Source organism: Aquamicrobium segne (genome assembly GCF_042656785.1).
Taxonomy (GTDB): domain Bacteria; phylum Pseudomonadota; class Alphaproteobacteria; order Rhizobiales; family Rhizobiaceae; genus Mesorhizobium; species Mesorhizobium segne.
This window is the reverse complement of record NZ_JBHSLL010000010.1, coordinates 23,246-38,569: the sequence shown is the minus strand read 5'-3', so window position 1 is coordinate 38,569 and position 15,324 is coordinate 23,246. Positions and strand designations below refer to the sequence as shown.

Here is a 15,324-nt window from a genome sequence, read left to right as displayed (position 1 = left end):
AAGAAATCTGGCTCACGAGCTGCCCTGCTACATATCGCAGCCGGGCAGGTCTTCCCCGTAAGGGGTGTGCGCGATCAGTTCGTGATGGAGCCCTTCGGGCCCCTCGACGATCCGGATCATGTAAAGCTCGTCCTGCACCGCATTATTGGACGCATTGAAACGCACCGGGCCGCGCGGATCATCCAGCTCAAGATTGCTCAGGGCCGTGATGATCTTCGCGCCGTCTTCAGGCAGTTCACCATTATTTTCCTCAATGGCGACAGCAAGCGCGTCAAAGATCGCATTGGCGTTCGTATAGCCCATTGCGTTGGAGGCGACCGGCAGGCGGTCGTACTTCTTCTTGAAGGCCTCCTTGAAGCGCTCCGATGCTTCCGTCTCCAGCGCATTCGTATAGACCGTGATCTGGACCGCATCGAGCTGGGCGCCACCCATCGCGCTCCAGAGCGCTTCGTCATAAAGCCACATATCGCCGCGCAGCGGCATGCTTTGCTTCATTGCAAAATCAGAGTGCTGCTTGACAACCTGGACAGCTTCGGAACCGGCATAGAAAGAATAGATCATCTCGGCATTGCTCTGCTGGGCGCGCAGCAATGACGGCCCCCAATCACGGGTCGAACCAAGCGGCGTCATAATTTCAAGCACGACCTCGCCGCCACCGCCTTCAAATCCACGACGGAAGCCATCGCGCATCGCATGACCGGCGGCATAATCAGGCCCCATAAAGACAGCCGTCTTCGCACCCTCACTGGCCCAATAGGCACCAGCAGCAGACTGGAGCGCATTCGCGGCAAAGGAGGTGCGGGCCACATAGGGGCTGCAATATTTCCCGGTCAGCTCGTCAGCAACGGCAAAACCGGCAACGAAGGGCACCTTTTCCTGATCCGCAAGACCGGCAAGTGCAATTCCACCACCTGAAGAGATCAAACCGCCAAAAACCGCGACGCCATCGGACTTGATGAGCTTGTTGGCTTTCTGGACGGCAACTTGCGGAGAGTTTTCGGCATCTTCGCGAATAATCTCGATCTTATGACCCGCGATCATACCCCCGCGCTCGTCATAGGCAAGCATCCAGGCATCCTCGATGTCCTTGGCCAATTGAGCAAAAACGCCGCTGAAATCGGTCAGAAGTCCAATCTTTACGACCTTCTCCTGGGCGAGACTGCCATTGGCGCTATAGCCCAGCATGCCAAGCATGGCGAGCAGACCGGCATATCTACGAAATTTCATGTTTCACTCCCTAAAACTGGTTCCCGTAATGGCAAAAGCCTAAACAGCGTAAATTGGTGCGCTTTTACTTATTTAAGAAAACACATCTGTTCTTAGTTGCATTTCCTTGTCAAGACATTTCCGGAATACTGCCCCTTGGTTCTGACAAATATGCCAATCAGCATTTGCAGAAACCGCAATCACCCCCCTCATTCCTCCAGCGAACGCGCGATGATCATGCGCTGAATATCACTTGTTCCCTCATAGATCTGGCAAACACGCGCATCGCGGAAATAACGTTCCAGCGGATAGTCGCGCAGATAGCCGTTGCCCCCCAGGGTCTGCAAACCCTTCGAGCAGACACGCTCGACCATTTCACCGGCATAAAGCTTGGCCATCGAGCTTTCACGATGAAATGACAGTCCCGCATCAATGAGCGAGGCGGCATGAAGCGTAAGATGCCGCGAAGCTTCGATTTCAGTGGCCATATCGGCCAGACGGAAACCAACCGCCTGGTGGCGAATGATCGGCTGACCGAACGAGATGCGCTCTTTGGCATAGGCCAGGGCCGCATCAAGCGCAGCCCGGGCTATGCCGTTTGCCTGGGAGGCGATACCGAGCCTGCTCTTCGACAAGAGGGCCAGCAGGATGCGATAGCCGTTTCCCTTGCCGCCCAGTATGTCATGATCGGTCAGTTCCACCTCGTCGAGAACGAGTTGCGCGGTGCCTGACGAGGTCAGGCCAAGCTTGTCCTCGACCCGGCCAATGTGCACCCCCCTGGCGGTCCGTGGCAGAAGAAAACATGTAAGCCCTTTGGGACCCGCATCGGGATCGGTACTGGCAAGCAGTATGAACAGATCCGCAAAAGCCCCGGCCGTGATCAGTTGCTTTTCGCCCGACAGCACATAGGCGCCGTTGCGGGCCCTGGCTTGCAAGCGGATATCGGCAGCGTTCGAGCCTGCATGGCTTTCCGTGATCGAAACCGCACCGATCATCTCACCTTTCAGCAATGCTGGCAGATAGCGCTGCTTTTGCTCGGCAGTGCCATGCTCGGCCAGCGGCAGGCAGGCAAGCGAATGATGGGTAGACATCACCACACCAAGCGAAGCATCCGCACGGGAGATTTCTTCAATCGCCATGCATAATGCCCGATAGCTGGCGCCTGCGCCACCTGCTTCTTGCGGCACAGCGATCGACAGCATGCCCAGTTCGCCAAGCTGGCGAAGAAGATCTCGCGGCGCTTCGCCGGTGCGGTCACGCTTTGCTGCACCCGGCGCAACCTCAGCCTCGGCAAAACGTCTGGCGACATCTTGAATCAAAAGATCATCTGTCAGGCACGCACACATCAGTCACCACCCCCCATGGCTTGAATTGCTTGCACATGGGCCAAAAATACCGGCCCGTGCATGGTGATCCGTTCAGCGTCCGGCGATGAAATCGTAAAGCACGTCACGGCAGCGCTCAGGCTGCTCGATCTGCAACAAATGGCCGGTACCCTTCATGCCGTGATAGGTATAGCCACCCTCTTGCGCGAGCGCCCGGTTTGCCGGCCCGGTCGGCGGCGCGCCATCGCCATCGGGGTCGGCGCCAACCAGAAGGGCGGGAACCTTGAGCTGTTCTGCGCTGGGCCAAAGATCAAGTGACAGGGCCTGCAGATAGATCACAGCCTCAAGTTCGCGCTGACAGGAAAGCCTGAAACCGCCTTCCGGGTCCGGCTGCAAAACCGCTTTGGCCATATCCGCACGCGCCTGAGGAAGCCATTTGGAGCTTGCCCGGGCCGCACTGTATTCTGCTTCAAGTTCATCGGGCGAGGCAAATCGGTCGCGGCGCGATGTTGCCCAATTGATGAGTTTGATCTCAAATGATTGCATCGCCTCATAAAGCGCATGGCCGCGTGGCGGGACGCTGGGCGGATCAAACAGAACCAGCTTATCGAAAGGCGAGCCCAGTTCCACTGCATTTTTCATGGCGGAACGCGATGACATCGAATGGAATATGCCAATGCTCTCGGCCTTGCCGATGCGCTGGGTAACACCCTCATAAATCGTCGTGATGTCTTGCGAGAACTGACGGTAATGATGCCCGTCGCCACCGGCTGAAGGGTTGAGGCCATGATTGCGCATGTCATAAAGCACGACATCGAAATCTGCCAGCAAAGGTTCCCAGAATATCCTGTAACCATCGACGGCAAAGCCGTTTCCATGGGTAATGAACAGACGCAGCGCACCCGGTTTGGAATAGTGACGCGCAATAATGGACGCGCCATCATTCATTTCCAAAGTAAACGTTTCAGGCTTCATGAGCAGGACCCTATTCTCAGGCTCGGGATTTGAAGTTTCAGGAAAATGACGGCCATGGATGAACCCTGGCCACCATCTGTCATCATGATCAGCCGTGCCGTGAAAACCACGACCGCAAGGTTGCCAGCGAAGCCGGTGCATTCTCCAGCACGGCAATATGACCGGCATCGGGAATCACAACATGCTCGCCTTGCGGAATTTTTGCCGCGGCTTCGGCAAGCTTGTCTGGCGGGGCGCCCTTGTCTTTGGCACCGCCCAGGAGCAGGCTCGGTACGGTAATCCTGTGCAGGTCCGGGCCATAAGAAAGCGTTTTTAGAGCCTCGCAGCAGCCTTCATGCCCGACAGGATCAGTGGTGCGGATCATTTCGCGCACCCGATCCAGAACCGGCGATTTCTTGGCCAGCGTCTCGGGGGTAAACCAGCGCTCGATGGTGGATTCAACCACACCTTCCATTCCCTTCTCACGGGCCTTATCGATGCGCGACTGGAAATAGGCGGCATATTCTGGCGGAGCGTCGGGACGTGAATCGCAGGCAACGATTGTCTGCAATCTGTCGGGATGATGGATGCCAAGACCATAGCCGATCATCCCGCCGATTGAGAGGCCAACCCAGTGGCTTTGCTTGATGCCCAACGCATCCCAGATGCCAATCACATCATTGACCAGCATCGGAAAATCGTAAGGACCGGCCACGGCCTCGCTCTTGCCATGACCGCGCTGGTCATAACGCAAAACTCGAAAATTGCTGCCAAGTTCGGCAGCAACTTCATCCCACAGGCTCAGATTGTTGGCGAGCGCATGCGACAGCGTGATCCATGGCGCGCCTTCCGGCCCTTCCACAACGCAATTGAAACTCGCGCCATTAGATTTTATCAGCATGTTCTGACCTTTTCCGATTGTGCGGACCATTATTGCTTAGAGGATTTCTTGTTTCTTTGAGAACAAATGAAATTCTCCAAGTACTTGTTTCAGAGAATTTTTTATCTCGGTTTAGCCGTATTTTGCGACGTCAGACGTAACCGTCTGACGCCGTAAAATGCGCCAGGTTCAGGAAACTGGATTTAGAGCATTTCTTGTTTTTATGGAAACGGATGAAATGCTCTAATCTCTTGTTTTAGCCGCATTTCTGCGACGCCAGACGATTCCGTCTGACTGCAAAATGCTCTAGTCTTCGGCGACGTAGTTGAGTTCTCCTGAAATCTTCAGTTCAACCAGAACGTTTTCTGCTTCAGACTCCTCGCCAAGCGTCGAACGATGCGCGATCCCCCTGGGGATGAACATCATGTCGCCGGGGCGCAGGACACGGACACCCATTTCAGTTTCCCAGCGCAGCGAACCCTTGACGCAGAAGATAATCTCATGCGCATCGGAATTGCGGTGCCAAAAACCCATATCTTCCTTGCTGCGCTTGGAAAGATCGACCTTGACGGTCGGGCCATCGTAAAGACGCAGCGGCTTGCCATCTGCAAGGCCGTAATTGGAAGGCTGGAACTTGTCGTCGAAAATATTGATGACGCGCAGCGCCTCGGCAAGCTCCAGGACCCCGCCATTGATCATCGGCGAGGCATCGCGTTGCAGGACGATATTCTTCCCATCGACGGTGATGACTTCTCTCGTGGGCATTGTTCTGGACATTGAAGCTCTCCTCATAAAGGGCCAGGGGGTTAACAGAGTGAAAAGCGGATATTTGCGTCGCGGTCGACCATGCGCCTGACCGTTCCCTCAAACATCATGTAGTTGAGATGGGCGATGACCTCACCCATGGCGAAATTGAGCTGGTGGCCATCAAGACGCCGGTTGAACAGCGGCTGCAACAAATCCGTTGCCGTTATCTCACCCCGCTCTTTCATCAGCCTGGCAAGCAAGGCGAGCCGCTCTTCATGATGCTCACGCAAGGATGCAATACGCGATTTCGCATCATGGAACGGAGCGCGATGTGAAGGCAGCACCAGGGTGTTTGAAGTTACCCTGGTATCAAGCTGTTCCAGCGACACAAGAAATTCACGCAGCGGATTGGCCAGCGGTTCCCACGGCCAGACGCTGATATTGGGTGAGATTTTGGGTAGAATCTGATCACCGGCAATCAATATGTCGTCATCGGCACAATACAGCATCGCCATCTCCGGCGAATGCCCCTGACCGGTCATGACCACCCATTCACGCTCGCCGATCACAAGCCGGTCGCCGGCATTCAGGCGTTCATGATCATCGGTCAGCTCAACGCCGGTATCATAAAGGATCGTATCGGCATGATAGAGGTCGATCAGATCGTCTGTTGCGCCATTTTGTCGGTAAAATCTGGGCGCCAGTTGAGGATCGTCGCTGTAGAGCGATTTCAACGCAACATTGGCCGCCATCCACTCAAGCTGGGTCAGTTGCGGGCGCAATCCCCAGCGCTCACAGATGAAACGGCAATTTCCAGCATGATCGGGATGAAAATGGGTAATCAAAAGCCTGGTGACCGGCCTGCCGTTCAAGACGACCTTCCACATGGCCTCAATACGCTGGCGGGTCTGGGCATCGGCAAAGCCGCAATCGATCATTGTAAAACCGTCACCGTCACGCAACAGCCACAAATTGATCTGTCTGAGACCGGAAAAAGGCACGGGAACATCAAGCCGGAAAATCCCCGGCGCCACCTCATCAACGACGCAGTCTTGCATCACTTCACCAATAGAAGCCGTCATGATGCTACCTCTGCATCAGGGACCGGCTCACCCCGCATCTCGGCTGCGGCTTCCATGATGGCGGCAATCAACCCGGCATAGCCGGTGCAGCGACAGATATGACCGCTGAGGACCTCGCGCACCTGATCCTCGCTCGGATCAGGAACACGTTCCAGAAAATCCGAAAACGACATCAAAATGCCGGGCGTGCAAAACCCGCACTGAAGCGCGTGCCGACGGCGAAACGCCCGTTGCAGCGGCGAAAGCTCGTCAATACTGTCTGCCATGCCCTCGACTGTGTCGATCACCCGTCCCTCAGCCTGCACCGCAAGCATCAGGCAGGAACGGGCGGCAACGCCGTCGATCCTGACCGTGCAGCAGCCGCAGGCGCCGTGCTCACAGCCGACATGCGTGCCGGTTGCGCCAAGCGAATAGCGAATGAAATCCGACAGCAGGGTGCGGGTGCTGGCTATGCCAGTCCTGTTTTCACCGTTGAACTGAACGGTAACAGCAACATTCTCGTCATGTTTCAGGCGGCGCATTGAAGGGTCTCCACAACAAGACTGGGCACGAGGCGACGCACGAGATCCCGCCGGAAACGTGCACTGGCATGCAGGTCGTCAAAGCCGCCGAGGTCCCAGGCAAACGTTTCGACAATGGCAGCCAGATCGCTGCTGGAAATGGTCCGGGGCACCTCGATACAGGAGGGACGGTCAGCAACACCGCCAACAGCTATTCTCAGCATCCCCGCACCCGTATCGACTATGCCGACGGAAACGATGGCGAAATCGCCATGGCGGCGGGCTACTTCGCGGAATGCAACACCCTTGGTGCCGACCCCTCGCGGGAACCGCACAGCCACCACCAGCTCATCATCGCCCCGGGCTGTCTGAAGCATGCCGGTCTGGAATTGCGCAGCCTTGAGGCGGCGCTCACCCCGCTTCGAGCGCAAGACAACCTCGCCCTGCAAAAGCGCTAGCGCCAGAGGTATTTCCGAACTCGGATCGGCATGGCAGATGGACCCGCACACCGTTCCACGATTGCGGGTCTGGAAGTGACCAACCCACGGCAAGGCACGGGCGATGAAAGGGGCTTCCTGCTCCAGATGTGGCCAGCTTAGAAATTCTGCCTGGGTCACAGCCGCGCCGACCTCGATAAAATTGTCATCGATACGTATGTTGCGCAGTTCTTCAAGGCGTGAAATGTCGATCAGCACCTTCGGCTCAACCAGCCGCAGATTGAGCATTGCCATCAGCGACTGGCCACCGGCCATGATCCTGGCGTCAGACCCATATTCGGCCAGCGCATCAAGGATATGCTGTACCGATCGGGGCTGAATGTAGGTGAACGGAACAGGTTTCATCAACGCTTCCCAAGCAGTGCACGCAACCAGGCAAACAAGCCACTGGCACGGCCCCACCCCACGACAGAAGCCGGAGCCGTATCCTCACCCGCAGAAACTTTTGCAAGCCGCTCGAAAAACTGGCCAATGACCATATCGGCGGCACGGCCAATCATGCGCCCGCCAACCGAGGCCACCTTGCCGCCAACATCGACCGAATAGGTGTAATCAATGCGGGTGCCACCGTTTTGTGCCACCATATTGATACGCCCTGAGCCTTCCGCCTTGCCCAGAGGGCCGGTCAACGTACCGCTCAGGCGGGCGCGCTCATACGGCTCAAGCTCGCTTAACCTCACATCGGCAAAGAAGCGGCCACGTATCGGCCCGACACCGAGCGAGACCTCGGCCCGGAAATGGTCAGGCTGGATCGCCTCAACCGTGTGACAGCCCGGAATGATGCGCTTGAGACTTTGTGGATCCAGCAAGGCATTCCAGACGGCAGCAGCCTCGCCCGGCACAAAAGTGCTACCATTTCCGGTAATACCGCCAGCGCTGTCTTGTTCAGCCGAACCGGCGGCAGATGCAGCCATTTCTCCGGCTGGTATTTCTTTTCCGGCAGGTGGCGGCGATTCCGGCCCGGCCATCAGTGCATTGAGACGATCAAGCGTAATCGGCAGCGGCACATCGCGCAGCGAAAGCGCATCTGCCACAGCATTGGCAATACAGACCGGCGTGCTCATGCAATTGCCTTCTGCCAGCCCCTTGGCGCCAAGCGGCGTCAGCGGCGACGGGCTTTCCATGTGCAATATTTCGAGCGCCGGCACTTCGGAAGCTGTGGGCGGCAGATATTCGGCAAATGTGCCGGTCTTCAACGCGCCGGTGCTGTCGTAAATGATCTCCTCATATAAAGCCGTGGCAAGACCCTGAACGAATGCACCGCGAATCTGCCCTTCCGCCAACAGTGGGTTGATGAGCGTTCCGGCATCATGCATCGATACATAGCGATCGACGCGCACCTGCATGCTGATCGGGTCGATCTCGACGCCACACATGTCAAAGACAAAGCCATAGGTAAGCGACGTGTTGATCTCGTCAGCGGAAGTGGGCGCAGACAATTCCGGTGGCGCCCATATGCCGGTTTCGCTCAGACCGGCCGAATCGTTTTCAGGAACCAGTACCGGCGACCAGTGGGCAGTGCCTGCCGCCCGCGCAAAAGGCATGGAATTTTCAGGATTCATGCCCGAAAAAACCCGGCCATTGGCAAAATCAATGTCGTCGGGCAAGGTGTTGAAAAGCGAAGCCGCAATACGGGCGATCTTTTCACGAATCTGCCTGGCGGCCAGATGGGCTGCTACCGCCGTTCCCGGCGAAAAACGGCAGGAATAGGAACCGGCAGCGATTGACCAGGCATCCTTTTGCGTGTCTATTTCGAGATTGACGATGATGTCATCGGGGGTCAGGCCAAGCTGGTCGGCCACAATTTGCGACAGGGCGGTCGCATGCCCCTGCCCCTGAACGGTCACATCAGCGGTCATGGAAACCGAACCGACGGCATCTACATTGATCGTGACCATCGACACGGCGCCATTTTTCGGGCCCTGCCGCTCCCGCTGCTCCTTGGTCAGGATCGTGCTGAGATAGCCCATATTCGACATGCCGGGCTCAACGATGGCGGCATAGCCGATGCCATAAATACGACCGGCCTTGCGCGCCTCATCACGACGACGCAGGAGATCCTCCAGACGCCCCTCGCCAGTGGCAATGTCGATGGCCTGCTGGTAATCGCCCGAATCATACAGCGCACCAGCGCAGGTGCGGTAGGGGAAAGCTGAAGAGGGGATCAGGTTGCGCCGGATCACATCAAGCGGGTCGAGACCAAGCTCTGCCGCAATCCGCTGCATCAGACGCTCGATCGCCAGATAAAGCTGCGGGCCGCCAAAACCGCGGATCAATCCTGCCGGCATCTTGTTCGTAACCACAACACGGTTGACGAGTTCAAGATTGGCAATGTCATAGGCACCGGTCGTCGCACCGTGCATACGATAGAGAGGGCCGGGCATCGGCGCCCGCAGATAGGCGCCATAATCTTCCAGATTGTCGAATCTGAATGCGGTAACCTTGCCATCCGCCTCAACGGCAGCCTCGATGCGGGTCAGCCGATTGGGAGCCGAACTTGCCGCCTGCAGATGTTCAAACCTGTCTTCGACCCATTTGACCGGACGGCCAGTAAGCCGCGAGGCCAGCGCCATCAGGACGATATAGGGAAAGACCGACAGCTTGATGCCGAAACTGCCTCCGCTGTCGGCAGGAATGCGCAGCCGCAGCTTGCTGCCCGGTATCCGCAGCGCTCTGGCCATTACCGGATGAGCAGAAAACGGCCCCTGAAAATTGGCAAGCACATCATAGGAACCGGAAGCCGGAAGATATTCCGCAACGACCACAAAACATTCCATCGGGGTGAAGGTGCTGCGCGGATAGTCAACATCGAGCGCGACCGTGTGCGCAGCCTGCGCAAAGGCCTGGTCCGGCTCACCATAAACGAAACGTCTGACAGAAAGCTCGTTACCACCGGCATCCGGATGAAGCAGAACTGCGTCTTCTTTCACCGCCTCGCGCGGATCAACCACCACGGGCAGCGGCTCATATTCGACCTCGACAAGATCGACACCATCCTCGGCGACATAACGGTCATCGGCAAGCACAATAGCCACAGCCTCGCCGACATAGCGCACCCGCTCGACCGCGAGCGCCCACTGATCGATAGGCTTTTTGAGCACGATCAGGAACGGATCGGAAATCGCACGAATATCCTCACCGGTCAGAACCTTGCGGACACCGGGAAGGGCGAGCGCCCGGGAGACATCGATATTTGTGATACGCGCATGGGCATGGGATGAGCGCACAATGGCGGCATGAAGCGTGGTCGCGGCCACCGGCACATCATCGGCGAACCGACCCCGGCCGGTCAGCAGGGCAGCGTCTTCCTTGCGCTCCACACTCCGTCCCACCCACCCACCAGCAGGACGGGCTTTGATAGTGGTATCCTCATACATAATTTAGAACCCTACGTGATCTAAATGTAACTATTTGATACTTAAAATGTATTTTCAAAATAACGACTGAAACACATTCCTCTAACCACAGGGACTCGATATGGGGAGATGCCTAACATCAGCCCGACATGATTGTAAAGCGAATTTTCGTACTCGATTACCAATTTAATTATAGAAGGACCCTAAACCACCATATATATCCTCTGATGATAAAACCTGTCTCCTAAACTCAAGAACCGGTTTTGGGATAAAAACATGCGTAGAAACAAGAAATATCCAGGGCTGTTTTCCGGCGCCAGTTGGGATATGGATAGACATGAAATCGGCCAGTCAGACTAGTGGCGTAGGGTCAGGACCTGTTCATTTGATCAGAATGGCGCTTGAAACGACAAGAAAATGCAAGGAGAAGTCCAATGGTCGATGTGTTTCCATCGACCGAGGGCTTCGACGTGGCAGTTTGAAGTCGTTTCAGCGTCCTTTGGATGTGGTTCATTTGGGGATGTGGTTCATTTGGTCGGCAACAGCGTCGAAAGCCTTGAAAATGTTCACATTTCCTGCGCCTTTTCTTCTCGTATCCAACCAAATGACCTCACACCATTCTAAACAAATTAGCAGGTCCTGGCCCTAGTGAAAGATCTCTGACGGATATGGCAAAAGAATCAAACACTGCGATTGAACTGACAATTTCACCCGCCAGTCTTGAGGATGTCGAAGCAATTGTTCAGATTGACGCTGAAGTCACGGGAGAAAAGAAAACCGACTTCTGGTATGGGCGCTATGTCCAGCAGAAGGAAGATTCATCCGTTACTTTGCTTGTTGGCCGGAATCAGGGCCAGGTCATCGGCTTTGTTCTGGGCTCCATCAAGGCCTGGGAATTTGGATCTTACCCATGCGGATGGGTCGAGGCGATCACCGTGTCACCACATCATCGCAAGGGGCTGGTGGCCTCAAGGCTGTTCGATGCGGCAGTCGCTAATTTTCACAATAGCGGGATTACCACCATCCGGACCATGGTGCATATCGATGCTCACGAACTCATTTCCTTCTTTCGCATGCAGGGAATGATGGCCGGTCCATATATCGAACTGGAAATGCAGACAGACTGAGTGGATGGGCCGCCAGTTGTTCCAAGGAGTGCTGCAATGAAACTTCAGCAGGCCACGCGCTGCGCCATACTTGCACTTTTGCACATGGCATCGCGTCCGGACGAACAGATAGCCACAAGCGAAATTGCAGAGATCTACAGCATATCACAGCATCATCTGGCAAAGGTGCTGCGGACGCTGTCACGCGCCGGACTGGTCGAATCAATCCGCGGCGTCGGTGGCGGTTGCAGCCTGATGGCTGACCCGCGCAAGGTTTCGCTCTATCAGATCATCCAGCTCTTTGAACCGGACTGGTGGACCACAGCGCCGACACCGAACGAAATGCCGACCGGAGTTTCGTCAGAACTTATGCGGGTCATGAATGAAATCGATCGGCTTTCTGCGGCAACACTTCAATCGGTGACCTTGCAGACAATCCTGAACAATACCGAGCGACGCAGCCGTCGCCACGAACAGGAGCTGGCCAGGCAGGCACAAGGCTGAGCGAGCAGCCAGACCAGACGGCTGCAGCTTGTGCGTCTTGGCAGACACAATGTTCTAAAACCTGTCTCCCGAACCGGGGACCCGTTTTGGGGGATAAGACACAGACAAGAACAGGGACTTAAAGTACAGGAAGTGAATCTGAAAGATTGCAACACGCTTTAAAGCATTTTGTGAGTGCAGATGACACCATCTGGCGCAAGCACAAATGCGGCTAAAACAAAAGCCTGGAGCAGTGGAAGCTGCGTTCGTCAAAACACCCGTTGCTCTAGGATCAAGGGCTGTTAATTTGATCAGAATGCTGTGAGGTCATTTGGCCGGCAATAAAAAGGTAAAAGAGCAGACTATGAGATTGAAGGACAAGGTTGCGATCGTCACGGGTGCTGCGGCAGGATTTGGTGAAGGCATTGCCAGACGCTTTGCACAGGAAGGGGCAAAAGTCGTAGTCGCCGATCTTAATGCCCGCGGTGTGGCGGAACTGGCCACAGAAATCGGCAATGACGCCATTGCCGTCACCACCGATGTTTCCCAGCGCGCCGATATTGATCACATGGTTTCTGCCGCCATGAGCAGTTTTGGCCGGATCGACATTGTCGTCAATAATGCCGGCTTCACCCATCGCAAGGGTGATTTGCTGGAAGTGGATGAATCAACCTTTGATCTCGTCACCGCTGTAAATATGAAAGCAATCTATTACAGCACACAAGCCGTAGTGCCGATCATGCGCAAGCAGGGCAATGGCACGATCCTCAATACGGCCTCAACAGCCGGAATGAGGCCGCAACCGGGGCTGACATGGTATAATGCCTCCAAGGGCTGGATCATCACCGCTACCAAGTCGATGGCGGCCGAACTGGCTGGTGAACATATCAGGGTGAACTGCCTGTGCCCGATGGCTGGTGATACCGCCACGCTGGAGCGTTTTATGGGTGCAAATACGCCTGAACTGCGCGAAAAGCTGCGCGCTTCTGTTCCTCTGGGGCGGCTGTCCACGCCAATGGACATTGCCAATGCAGCCTTATGGCTGGTTTCCGACGAAGCTGCTTTTGTCACCGGAGTGGCGCTGGAAGTGGATGGCGGCGGCAGTATCTAAGGCCTGCTTCTCGAACTTAAGAACCAGTTTTAAGGTAAATACATACGTAAAAACAAAGTCTTAAAGCGGTCAGCGTGAATCTGGAAGAAAAGCGACCTGCTTTAGGATCATACTCTAATTACCGGGCGAGAAAGGTTTTATAGACAAAACCTTTTCGGTCATTGTGGATGATTTCACACCACAGATCGCAGGAAATCACTTTCACCTGCGTGCCGCCAGAAATGGTGCCAATGGCTGAACCGCCGGGAGCAGAACGAAAGGTGACGCTGCTGGTGATGCGTCCATTTCCACCTGCTGGCGATGTGCCGGTCGCCATATCGGTTTTAGATGTGGATGGCGGTTTTGGTCGTGGTGCGGGAATGGCAGCGGTTGTTGGACCGCTCAGATCAGGCATCAGTGCGCCGGCCTCCATTTCACTATCGGGCACAATGATTGCCGCCGCTGCCTGCGGATCAATTGCGGGCGCTGGCGCTTCCGGCATCAGCGCCAGCGGCTCGATTATGGGATCGGGCACAGGCTCAGGCACGGGCGCAGGTATGGATGCAGCATTTGGCCTTGCCGCAAGCCCGGACGCCATTGTTGTTTGGGGCTGAATATCGGCTTGCCCGGTCACTATTTCCTGCGGGATACTTTTAACAGTGACCAATTGATCGCTTTGGGGACGTGCATGCCAGAAAGCAGTCAGTGCAATGACAACAAAAGCCAGACTACCAAACCCGGCGATAACAAGATGGGAATGACTTTGGAGACGGCGCCAATGCACAGAAGGCGCACTATAGCCATATTGCACCGACCGCAGCCGTCGCGGTTTTCCAAAACCCGGAAGACCTTGCACTTTGCCATCTCCAGAAGCAGCTTCTTTGCCTGCCGTCATATGAAAGCAAATTATGGCATCTATGCAACGGACATGAATTATTATTGCAAAACCTGTCGCAAAGTCATTTTCAGGGATCATGTCCGGGTTTCATGGAGAGGATCAACATATCAATGCTCTTGTTTTAGCCGCATTTGTGCTTGCGTCAGATGATTCCATCTGGCTGCAAAATGCTCTAGAAACCCCATACAGGCTCCTGTCACGAGGATCATGAAACGTGTCTTTTCGGATTGCTGTTGCCTCGATCTTTTTACTGGCCGGTCTGTTGCCTCTGCCGGGAAAGAGCGCCGATGCGCAAGCACTGGACATACCGCTATTATGGGATTTGCAGGAACGCCCCACCCGACCTGATCTGTCCGCACTCACACGCTTGCGGTTCTTGACTGCAACAGATTTTCCTCCCTTCAATTTCCTTGATGATCAGGGGCGCTTGTCTGGCTTTCACATCGATCTGGCGCGAGCCATTTGCGACGGGCTTGCCCTTGCCGACAAATGCCAGATTCAGGCCCTGCCATGGGATGAATTGCAAGACGCGCTGGAAAAAGGCGAGGGAGAAGCCATTATTGCGGGCTTGGCGGTTACCGCCCAGACACGGACTGCTTACGCATTTTCACGACCTTATCTGCAATTTCCAGCACGTTTTGTCATGCGCAAATCACAGCTTCTGACCGAACCGCTTGATACAAAATTACAGGACAAGCCGGTTGGCGTGATCACCGGCACCGCCCATGAGCGCATGTTGCGCGATTATTTCAACAAGCTACGCATTGTCTCTGTAGCCGATGAGGCCGAGCTTTATGCTCAATTGAAATCCGGCAAGATCGAGGCGGCCTTTGCCGATGGCATGCGCCTGTCATTTTGGCTGGCAGATACCGAATCGGAGCAATGCTGCGCTTTTGCCGGCGGCCCTTATATTGCGCCCGAATATCTGGGCACCGGAATGGCGATTGCAACCCGTATCGAGGACGCATCACTTGCCGCCGCCTTTGACCATGCCTTGCAGGACATATCGGCAAAAAATGTTTTTTCTGAATTGTATCTGCGTTATTTTCCAATTGGGTTTTATTAGAGCATGATTCCGAAAAGTTGCAGACTTTTTGGATAAAATCATGCGTAAAACAAACATTTAGAGCATTTCATCCGTTTTCGGGAAAACAAGAAATGTTTGAAAAACTGTCTCCCAAACTTAAAAACCTGTTTCGG

General features: G+C 55.3%; 14 protein-coding genes. 4 read left to right on the top strand and 10 right to left on the bottom strand.

Annotated features, from left to right (window positions below; all coding sequences use genetic code 11):
• Positions 1-27: 27 nt before the first annotated feature.
• From ACFPLB_RS02165 to ACFPLB_RS02125, 9 genes are all read right to left on the bottom strand, one after another.
• Positions 28-1,227 (bottom strand): ABC transporter substrate-binding protein, encoded by a 1,200-nt coding sequence (locus ACFPLB_RS02165; protein ID WP_378227615.1) that lies wholly within the window; start codon positions 1,225-1,227, stop codon positions 28-30.
• A gap of 188 nt (positions 1,228-1,415) precedes the next feature.
• Positions 1,416-2,552, bottom strand: coding sequence for an acyl-CoA dehydrogenase family protein (locus ACFPLB_RS02160; protein ID WP_378227614.1), 1,137 nt, complete (start codon positions 2,550-2,552; stop codon positions 1,416-1,418).
• Positions 2,553-2,624: 72 nt separating this feature from the next.
• The gene (locus ACFPLB_RS02155; protein ID WP_378227613.1) at positions 2,625-3,506 is read right to left on the bottom strand and encodes an alpha/beta hydrolase; all 882 of its coding nucleotides are present in this window, start codon (positions 3,504-3,506) and stop codon (positions 2,625-2,627) included.
• 88 nt (positions 3,507-3,594) lie between these two features.
• Positions 3,595-4,386: an alpha/beta fold hydrolase gene (locus tag ACFPLB_RS02150; protein WP_378227612.1), complete on the bottom strand. Its 792-nt coding sequence runs from the start codon at positions 4,384-4,386 to the stop codon at positions 3,595-3,597.
• 285 nt (positions 4,387-4,671) lie between these two features.
• Positions 4,672-5,142, bottom strand: coding sequence for a cupin domain-containing protein (locus ACFPLB_RS02145; protein ID WP_378227611.1), 471 nt, complete (start codon positions 5,140-5,142; stop codon positions 4,672-4,674).
• A gap of 29 nt (positions 5,143-5,171) precedes the next feature.
• Positions 5,172-6,194 carry an MBL fold metallo-hydrolase gene (locus tag ACFPLB_RS02140; protein ID WP_378227610.1) on the bottom strand — a complete coding sequence of 341 codons (1,023 nt, stop codon included), beginning with the start codon at positions 6,192-6,194 and terminating at the stop codon, positions 5,172-5,174.
• The gene (locus tag ACFPLB_RS02135) at positions 6,191-6,715 is read right to left on the bottom strand and encodes a (2Fe-2S)-binding protein (protein WP_378227609.1); all 525 of its coding nucleotides are present in this window, start codon (positions 6,713-6,715) and stop codon (positions 6,191-6,193) included. Before ACFPLB_RS02135 ends, ACFPLB_RS02140 begins: the two co-directional genes overlap by 4 nt.
• Positions 6,703-7,536, bottom strand: a complete 834-nt coding sequence (locus tag ACFPLB_RS02130) for an FAD binding domain-containing protein (protein WP_378227608.1) — start codon at positions 7,534-7,536, stop codon at positions 6,703-6,705. Before ACFPLB_RS02130 ends, ACFPLB_RS02135 begins: the two co-directional genes overlap by 13 nt.
• On the bottom strand, positions 7,536-10,568 hold the full coding sequence (locus ACFPLB_RS02125; protein ID WP_378227607.1) for a xanthine dehydrogenase family protein molybdopterin-binding subunit: 3,033 nt from the start codon (positions 10,566-10,568) through the stop codon (positions 7,536-7,538). The genes ACFPLB_RS02130 and ACFPLB_RS02125 overlap by 1 nt, the downstream gene beginning before the upstream one ends.
• A 647-nt stretch (positions 10,569-11,215) precedes the next feature.
• Between ACFPLB_RS02125 and ACFPLB_RS02120 the strand changes: the two genes are divergently transcribed.
• The 3 genes from ACFPLB_RS02120 (at position 11,216) to ACFPLB_RS02110 (ending at position 13,247) form a co-directional block, all read left to right on the top strand.
• Positions 11,216-11,674, top strand: a complete 459-nt coding sequence (locus tag ACFPLB_RS02120; RefSeq protein WP_378227606.1) for a GNAT family N-acetyltransferase — start codon at positions 11,216-11,218, stop codon at positions 11,672-11,674.
• A gap of 36 nt (positions 11,675-11,710) precedes the next feature.
• A complete protein-coding gene (locus ACFPLB_RS02115; protein ID WP_378227605.1) occupies positions 11,711-12,157 on the top strand; it encodes an RrF2 family transcriptional regulator in 447 nt (148 codons plus the stop codon).
• Between the two features lie 343 nt (positions 12,158-12,500).
• Positions 12,501-13,247, top strand: a complete 747-nt coding sequence (locus ACFPLB_RS02110; RefSeq protein WP_378227604.1) for an SDR family oxidoreductase — start codon at positions 12,501-12,503, stop codon at positions 13,245-13,247.
• Between the two features lie 118 nt (positions 13,248-13,365).
• Here the strand turns inward: ACFPLB_RS02110 and ACFPLB_RS02105 are convergent, their stop codons facing one another.
• Complete coding sequence (locus ACFPLB_RS02105) at positions 13,366-13,860, bottom strand: SH3 domain-containing protein (RefSeq protein ID WP_378227603.1); 495 nt, start codon at positions 13,858-13,860, stop codon at positions 13,366-13,368.
• Positions 13,861-14,338: 478 nt separating this feature from the next.
• Here ACFPLB_RS02105 and ACFPLB_RS02100 point away from each other — a divergent pair, with 478 nt between their 5' ends.
• A complete protein-coding gene (locus tag ACFPLB_RS02100; protein WP_378227602.1) occupies positions 14,339-15,190 on the top strand; it encodes a transporter substrate-binding domain-containing protein in 852 nt (283 codons plus the stop codon).
• Positions 15,191-15,324 lie beyond the last annotated feature (134 nt).

Bases quoted from the DNA above. Each gene is read 5' to 3' on its own strand.
- ACFPLB_RS02140 (WP_378227610.1), bottom strand. From the start codon at position 6,194: ATGACGGCTTCTATTGGTGAAGTGATGCAAGACTGCGTCGTTGATGAG.
- ACFPLB_RS02115 (WP_378227605.1), top strand. From the start codon at position 11,711: ATGAAACTTCAGCAGGCCACGCGCTGCGCCATACTTGCACTTTTGCAC.
- ACFPLB_RS02110 (WP_378227604.1), top strand. From the start codon at position 12,501: ATGAGATTGAAGGACAAGGTTGCGATCGTCACGGGTGCTGCGGCAGGA.
- ACFPLB_RS02125 (WP_378227607.1), bottom strand. From the start codon at position 10,568: ATGTATGAGGATACCACTATCAAAGCCCGTCCTGCTGGTGGGTGGGTG.
- ACFPLB_RS02135 (WP_378227609.1), bottom strand. From the start codon at position 6,715: ATGCGCCGCCTGAAACATGACGAGAATGTTGCTGTTACCGTTCAGTTC.
- ACFPLB_RS02155 (WP_378227613.1), bottom strand. From the start codon at position 3,506: ATGAAGCCTGAAACGTTTACTTTGGAAATGAATGATGGCGCGTCCATT.
- ACFPLB_RS02130 (WP_378227608.1), bottom strand. From the start codon at position 7,536: ATGAAACCTGTTCCGTTCACCTACATTCAGCCCCGATCGGTACAGCAT.
- ACFPLB_RS02150 (WP_378227612.1), bottom strand. From the start codon at position 4,386: ATGCTGATAAAATCTAATGGCGCGAGTTTCAATTGCGTTGTGGAAGGG.
- ACFPLB_RS02120 (WP_378227606.1), top strand. From the start codon at position 11,216: ATGGCAAAAGAATCAAACACTGCGATTGAACTGACAATTTCACCCGCC.
- ACFPLB_RS02160 (WP_378227614.1), bottom strand. From the start codon at position 2,552: ATGTGTGCGTGCCTGACAGATGATCTTTTGATTCAAGATGTCGCCAGA.
- ACFPLB_RS02145 (WP_378227611.1), bottom strand. From the start codon at position 5,142: ATGTCCAGAACAATGCCCACGAGAGAAGTCATCACCGTCGATGGGAAG.
- ACFPLB_RS02165 (WP_378227615.1), bottom strand. From the start codon at position 1,227: ATGAAATTTCGTAGATATGCCGGTCTGCTCGCCATGCTTGGCATGCTG.